Origin of the sequence: Arthrobacter sp. (assembly GCF_031179385.1) — a bacterium.
GTDB lineage: Bacteria > Actinomycetota > Actinomycetes > Actinomycetales > Micrococcaceae > Arthrobacter_D.
In genome coordinates, this window is the sequence record NZ_JAPSHV010000131.1 from 1 (window position 1) to 6,628 (window position 6,628).

The 6,628-nt window shown below is 64.3% G+C and carries 5 protein-coding genes; 1 reads left to right on the forward strand and 4 read right to left on the reverse strand.

Annotated features, from left to right (window positions below; all coding sequences use genetic code 11):
* Positions 1-417: 417 nt before the first annotated feature.
* From tyrS to RIF85_RS13750, 4 genes are all read right to left on the reverse strand, one after another.
* Positions 418-1,740 carry a tyrosine--tRNA ligase gene (tyrS, locus tag RIF85_RS13735; protein WP_375164443.1) on the reverse strand — a complete coding sequence of 441 codons (1,323 nt, stop codon included), beginning with the start codon at positions 1,738-1,740 and terminating at the stop codon, positions 418-420.
* Positions 1,741-1,752: 12 nt separating this feature from the next.
* Positions 1,753-4,005, reverse strand: a complete 2,253-nt coding sequence (locus tag RIF85_RS13740) for a HelD family protein (protein ID WP_375164442.1) — start codon at positions 4,003-4,005, stop codon at positions 1,753-1,755.
* An 82-nt stretch (positions 4,006-4,087) separates the two neighbouring features.
* Entirely contained in the window at positions 4,088-4,615 is a 528-nt protein-coding gene (locus tag RIF85_RS13745; RefSeq protein ID WP_309072461.1) for an adenine phosphoribosyltransferase, read from the reverse strand.
* Positions 4,612-5,301, reverse strand: a complete 690-nt coding sequence (locus RIF85_RS13750) for a DNA-3-methyladenine glycosylase (protein WP_309072462.1) — start codon at positions 5,299-5,301, stop codon at positions 4,612-4,614. The genes RIF85_RS13745 and RIF85_RS13750 overlap by 4 nt, the downstream gene beginning before the upstream one ends.
* Positions 5,302-5,393: 92 nt before the next feature.
* On the opposite strand from RIF85_RS13750, the gene RIF85_RS13755 reads away from it, so the two are divergent.
* On the forward strand, positions 5,394-6,628 hold a 1,235-nt coding region (locus RIF85_RS13755), incomplete at its 3' end, for an AlkA N-terminal domain-containing protein (protein WP_309072463.1).

A 6,628-nucleotide genomic window follows, 5' to 3' on the forward strand; every position in this document is an offset into this window, starting at 1 on the left:
CACAAAATTCGAAACCAGCCAAAAAACCAGCCACCCACGGAGGTGAATGACCAGTAAATCAACCAATCAAAAAACAATCGGTATCAACAAACATGGCACACTATTGAGTTCTCAAACAACAGAAGCAATTCACGTACTATGCAATTTGTTTTGCATTTCCGTGCTGCGGTGTTTCTAAATCTATTTCATTCTCTTTGTTTCTGTCAAATCGGCTTATTTGCCCGAATTCGTTCAAAACAATTCGAATTCACCCACCACAAATCGCCTGGCTTTGGACGCTGCCTTCGGCGCACGCCCGAACCACTTGAGTTTTAGGAGGGAGTTTGTCGCTGCTCAGCGGCGGCGACTCAGAAAACTTTACACGCCGTTCCGGCCCGGTGCAAATCCGCACCGGGCCGGACCTGTCTGCGTCTGAAACTAGCCGACCTCGACGGTCGCGAGGGTCCGCTTGCCCCGACGAAGGAGCAGAAAGCGCCCGTGAAGCAGTTGCTGTGATCCGACGGTTGCCTCGGGATCCGAGACCTTTTCGTTGTTCACGTAGGCGCCGCCTTCTGCAACGGTGCGGCGGGCCGCTGAGTTACTCGGCGCCAATCCGCTAGCCACCAGAAGGTCGATAATACCGAGCCCATTGCTGCCGACCTTCGCGCTCGGCAGCTCGGCTGTTGCAGCACGTAGCGTCATCTCATCGAGTGCGGCAAGATCGCCCTGCCCGAAGAGAGCCGCGGACGCGGCGATGACCTTCTCCGTTGCCTCAACGCTGTGAACCAGCGAGGTCACGTCGAAAGCCAGTGCGCGCTGAGCCTCCCGCAGGTGCGGCCGGCTCTCAACCGACTCAGCAAGGTGCTCAATTTCGGCGCGGCTACGGAACGTGAACACCTTCAGCCGGTCGATCACATCAGCGTCGGAGGTGTTGAGCCAGAACTGGTACATCGCGTACGGCGTGGTCATGTTCGGATCCAGCCATACTGCGTTGCCTTCACTCTTGCCGAACTTGGTGCCGTCGGAGTTGGTGATGAGCGGCGTTCCGATCGCGTGGACGCTCTTGCCCTCGACCTTGCGGATGAGCTCCGTGCCACTGGTCAGGTTGCCCCACTGGTCGGAGCCACCAGTTTGCAGTACACACTGGTGGTCCCGGAACAAATGAAGGTAATCCATCCCCTGCAGCACCTGGTAGCTGAACTCAGCGTAGCTGATGCCCTCGTCCGAGTTGAGTCGCTTGGCGACTGTTTCCTTCTTGACCATGGTGCCGACCCGGAAGTGCTTGCCGACATCGCGAAGGAAGTCGATGGCGCTCATGGGCGCCGTCCAGTCCAGGTTGTTGACCATGCGAGCGGCGTTGTCACCCTCGAAGCTCAGGAACCGCTGGACCTGGCCCTGCAGGTACCCAACCCACTCGGCAACGGTTTCCTTGGTGTTCATCGTGCGCTCAGCCGACGGCCGGGGATCCCCGACGAGCCCGGTGGAGCCTCCGACCAGACCGATTGGCCTGTGGCCGGCAAGCTGCAGACGACGCATGGTCAGCAGTTGGACAAGGTTGCCGAGGTGAAGGCTCGGAGCCGTCGGATCGAACCCGCAGTAATAAGTGATCGGCTCCCCGGCGAGAACCTTCTCCAGCTCCGTCTCGTCAGTGGAAACGTGAATCAGTCCACGCCACTTCAGTTCCTGCCAGAGGTTGTCGAAAGTGCTGTCATTCTGCTGCTGGTTCACGGCTGGACGGGCCGCCTCGATAGGTTGTTGCACCGCTTCAAAGTATCAGCCCTCAATGCCGTCGGGAATTTCGCCGGTTGAGATGAGACGAAGGCGCTGGGTAGGACGGGTCATCGCCACGTATAGGTCGCCAATTCGGACGGCCTCCTGCCGGAGCATCTCGGCCGGCTCGAGAACGATCACGCCGTCGAATTCAAGACCCTTCGCGTCCCGCGGGGTGATAACCACGATGTCCTGGCCCAGTCCGCCCGCGCCCTGACCTACTCGGTTCCCATGAATACGGGTGACAGCGGAACGGACCTGCTCGACGATTCTCGCCGGGGCGATGACCGCTAGGAGCCCCCCGGCTATTGCGTCCAGTTCTTCAGGCAATGCGGACAGGAGTGCGGGTTCCAACTCGGTCACCCGATCGATCACCGGGTCCCACCGGCCATCACGGACCGCCTTCGGAGCAGACACCACCAGGCCGGCAGCATTGGCCATGCGTACGGCTGCCTCTGCGATCTGCGCAGGCGTGCGGTAGTTGACCGTAAGTTCCTCAAGCTGCCAGCGCTCCCCCACGAACGGTTCGAGCGCCTGTTGCCAGGAATGCGAACCGGCGATTGAGCTGGTCTGTGCGATATCACCCACGATGGTGAAGGACTTGAGGGGGCATTTGCGCATAAGCAACCGCCACTGCATGGGCGAGAGCTCCTGCGCTTCATCAACCACAACGTGCCCGTAGGCCCAGGTGCGGTCACCGGATGCGCGCTCGGCGGCGGTCAGGCGGGCTTCGGCCACGGTGTTGTGCTCGGCCAGTGCTTCCGCGGTCAGCATCCCATCGACGCCGGCATCTTCCAGGGTCGCGCTGACATTTTCGAGCGCGCGCTCCGCGTTGGCGAGGTCCCGGCGTCGTTCTTGTTCCTTCTCGGCGGCACTCCGGCCGGCTGAGGCATCGAGCTCCCCCAGCAATTCCGCTGCCTCGTCAAGCAGCGGCACGTCCGCCTCGGTCCATGGGGAGTCTTCCGGCCGGTACAGCAGTTCCCGTTCGGCGTCAGTCAGGTGGGGCGCCGCCGCTTCAAGGTGCGCAGGCTTCGAAAAGAGATCTCGCAGGAGTTTCTCGGGCGTCATCGGCATCCATGCGAGGTTCAGCGCGATCCGCACGTCCCGGGATGTCCGGACATCCTCGGCGAGGTACGAGCGGTCCGCCGTATTGCCGGCACCCGATGATTCCTCCAACTGCTCGGTCAACTGCTCGGTGAGTTCGCGCAGCATGATCTTCACGAACGTCGTCCGGGCGTCGTTGTGCTGTTTTCCGGTTGCCCGGGCGCGGTCGCGGGCCCGCCGGACCTGCCGCGGCGTCAGGATGAGCGTTGTTCCCTCGACGTTGAGTTTGCGGTTCTCGGCCGGAATGCGCTGGCGGTTGGCGACCGCCTGCTTCACGACCTCTGCCATATCCAGCCGGCCCTTGAGCGCAGCAACCTCCTCGGAGGGCTCCGGCACCGCCCGGATGCCGGGCATCAGGCTCCCGATGCTGGCCATCACAACACCGGTTTCACCCAGTGAGGGCAACACGCGCTCGATGTATCTCATGAATGCGCTGGTGGGGCCGACGAGCAGCACGCCCGCCGACTTCAACCGCTCGCGGTGGGTGTAGAGCAGATACGCGGCCCGGTGCAGCGCCACTGCGGTCTTGCCCGTACCGGGACCACCCTGCACGACGACGACGCCCGGCAGCGGCGCACGGATGATGCGGTCCTGCTCGGATTGGATAGTGCCCACAATGTCGGACATTTGGCCCGTGCGCTTGGAATTCAGCGCGGCGAGCAGAGCGCCCTCGCCCTGGAGGGAATCGTCTTCCGTGAGCATGGAGGCGTCAAGGACGTCGTCCTCGATGGCCACGACGTCCCGCTTGGACAGGATGAGGTGGCGGCGGCGGCGGACACCCATGCGTTCGAAGGCGGTGGCCTGGTAGAACGTGCCGGCTTCGGGCGCCCGCCAGTCGACCATGAGCTGCTGCAGGTCTTCGGTGGACAGGCCGATACGACCGATGTAACGCTCTTCCTCCGTGTCGAGGTCCAGCCGTCCAAAGACGAGACGGTCATCGACAGCATTCAACTGCGCGAGCCGGTCCTCATACATGGTCGCGAAGGCGTCGCGTTCGGACCGGTTCTGGTGTGAACCAGCGGATATAGTCCGGCGCACCTGATCGAGCTGGCGCTGCTTCTCGGCGCGGAGCTCATCAAGCCGCTGGTACAGACCGGCTACGTAGCGGCGCTCGTGTTCCAGTTCGTTCCGGGCTATGGACATTTCAGGCATTGCGCGTTCCCTCTCGCCAAGGCGGACCGTCAATTCTATCCCGCTGGGTGCGAATTTCCATGAGCGTCCGCCTTTTACACTGCTAAATGGTTACCAGGGCGTGAACAGGAGTTGGGACAGCCACCCTGCCTCCAAGCCCTTCCAGCTCAAGCACGACGGCGGCTCCCACCACTTCGGCGCCTGCCCGTTCCAACAGGCGCACCGCCGCGGCGAGCGTTCCGCCGGTGGCGAGGACATCGTCAAGCACCAGCACGCGGGTCCCCGGAGGGAACTCGTCGCGGTGGATTTCGACCGCTGCGTTCCCGTACTCAAGCGAATAGCTTTCGCTGTGCACCTGGCGGGGAAGTTTTCCCGGTTTGCGTACGGCGGTCACCCCTGTTCCGGCGCCATAGGCGGCCGCAGCGGCGAGGATGAAACCGCGCGCCTCCACTCCCGCCACCCGGTCGAACCTGCCCTCGAAAGGCTTGAGGAGGGCTGGAATGATCGCAGCGAATGCTTCTGCGTCCGCGAAGACGGGTGTCAGATCGCGGAACGTGACCCCGGGCTTGGGGAAGTCGGGAACGCTGACGCAGTGCGTGAGGATGAGGTCCCTGAGGGTCTGTACTGTCATGCCTGTCCTGACTGTGCTGGGGCTTCCCCGTGGATTGGAGCGCTTGCGGCGACCGCCGTGTTCCGTGCTGCCCGGGGCTTGGCAGCGGGCCGGTACACGGACACGCTGGGTTCCCCCGCGAGCCAGTAGCGCCAGGGGTAGGCCGTGGATCCGCCCGGACCGCTCACTCCGACTCTGGGTCCGGTCTGCAAGCGCAACGGGTCAGCCGGATGCTCGGGAAGCTCGAGCCGGAGCCGCTCCGAGAAGACGTCGCTGCCGTCGAGCGAGCGGTCGATCCCGAGTGCCTGCGCCAGCCGGGCCGGGCCGCGGGCGAGGTCCCGATCCGTACGCGGGTGTCCGCGCCTGCGCCGCGCTGTGTCCAGTCCGCTGACAACCTCTCCGGCGCGCAACAGCAGACCGGTGGCGTTGCCGGGAACCCCGCACACGACGTTGGCGCAGTAGTGCATCCCGTAGGTGAAGTACACGTACAGGTGGCCGGCCTCTCCGAACATCGTGGCATTGCGTGCCGTCTGTCCGCGAAAGGCGTGCGAGCCCGGGTCTTCAGCGCCCATATACGCTTCCACTTCGGTAAGGCGCACCGTAACCGGGTCCGCGCCGTCGTCGTACGTCAGGTGTGCGCCAAGCAGGAGCGGCGCCACGTCGATGGCCGGATGCGCCAACCGGGCGCGTTGTAGTGCTGGATCCACCAAAAGACCGTATCAAGCCGGTCCCGAGTCCTCCGCACGGCGGTGTCCGATTTCCGCTAGCAGCGCACCATGCCGCCTGCGAGGATTGAGACATGGACTTCTGGCAGCAGTACCGCGCTATTGAGTCGCGGGACACGCGGTTCGACGGGCAATTCGTCACCGCCGTGGCAACGACAAAGATCTACTGCCGTCCATCCTGCCCGGCGCGCACACCCAAGCCCTCCAACGTCACGTTCTATCCGACGTCTGCGGCTGCGCACGAGGCGGGCTACCGCGCATGCAAACGGTGCCTGCCGGAAGCCGTGCCGGGGACCCCGGCCTGGAACCTGCGCTCCGACACCGCCGCGCGGGCTATGCGGCTCATTTCCGACGGCGAGATCGACCGCAGTGGTGTGCCGGGCCTTGCGCTCCGTTTGGGGTATTCAACCCGGCAGCTCGGTCGGATCCTTCAGTCCGAGCTCGGCGCCGGACCGCTCGCCCTGGCGCGAGCCTCCCGTGCGCAGACGGCGCGGACGCTGCTTACGGCCACCGACATGCCGCTTTCCGATGTGGCATTCGCAGCGGGCTTCAACAGCGTCCGCCAATTCAACGAGACCATCCAGGAGGTGTATGACCTCTCCCCCTCCCAGCTCCGGCACCGCAGCCGCTTCCTGTCGCATGCTTCCACGGCTGCCGGCGCAGCGACCTCCCTGAGCCTGACACTGCCCGCGCGGACCCCGTACGACGACGGCATCTTCACTTTCCTGGCGGCCCGCGCCGTAGCAGGGATCGAGGTAGCGGACGCGTCCAGTTACGCCCGTCTGGTCCGGCTGCCGGGCGGGGAGGGCTGGTTCCAGGCCCGACGCGCGCCCGGAGGCCTCAACGTTGCGGTCACAGTGGAGCATCTGAAGGACCTGCCCGTGCTGCTGGCCCGCATCCGGAGGTTGTTCGACCTTGATGCCGACCCTACGGCGATCGACGATGTCCTCTCCGCGGACCCTTCGCTGCAGGCGCGCGTCCAGAGGTATCCGGGCATGCGCCTGCCTGGTGCGGTCGACGCCCATGAGATCCTCATTCGAGCCATGGTGGGCCAGCAGATTTCCGTCGCGGCCGCCACCGGGGTTCTCACCATCCTCGCCGAACTGGGTGAACCTTCAACGCTTGGGCGTCCCGGGCACAGCCGGCTGTTCCCCACTGCAGGATCAATCGCGGACGGTGCTGCCCCCCTGTTGAAGGGGCCCACCCGGCGACGGGAAAGCCTGGTGGGAGCCGCCGGCGCCCTCGCCGAGGGGAGCGTTGTGATCGGGCTCCAGGACACCCCCGCGGAATTGGCAGAGAAGCTCCTGCC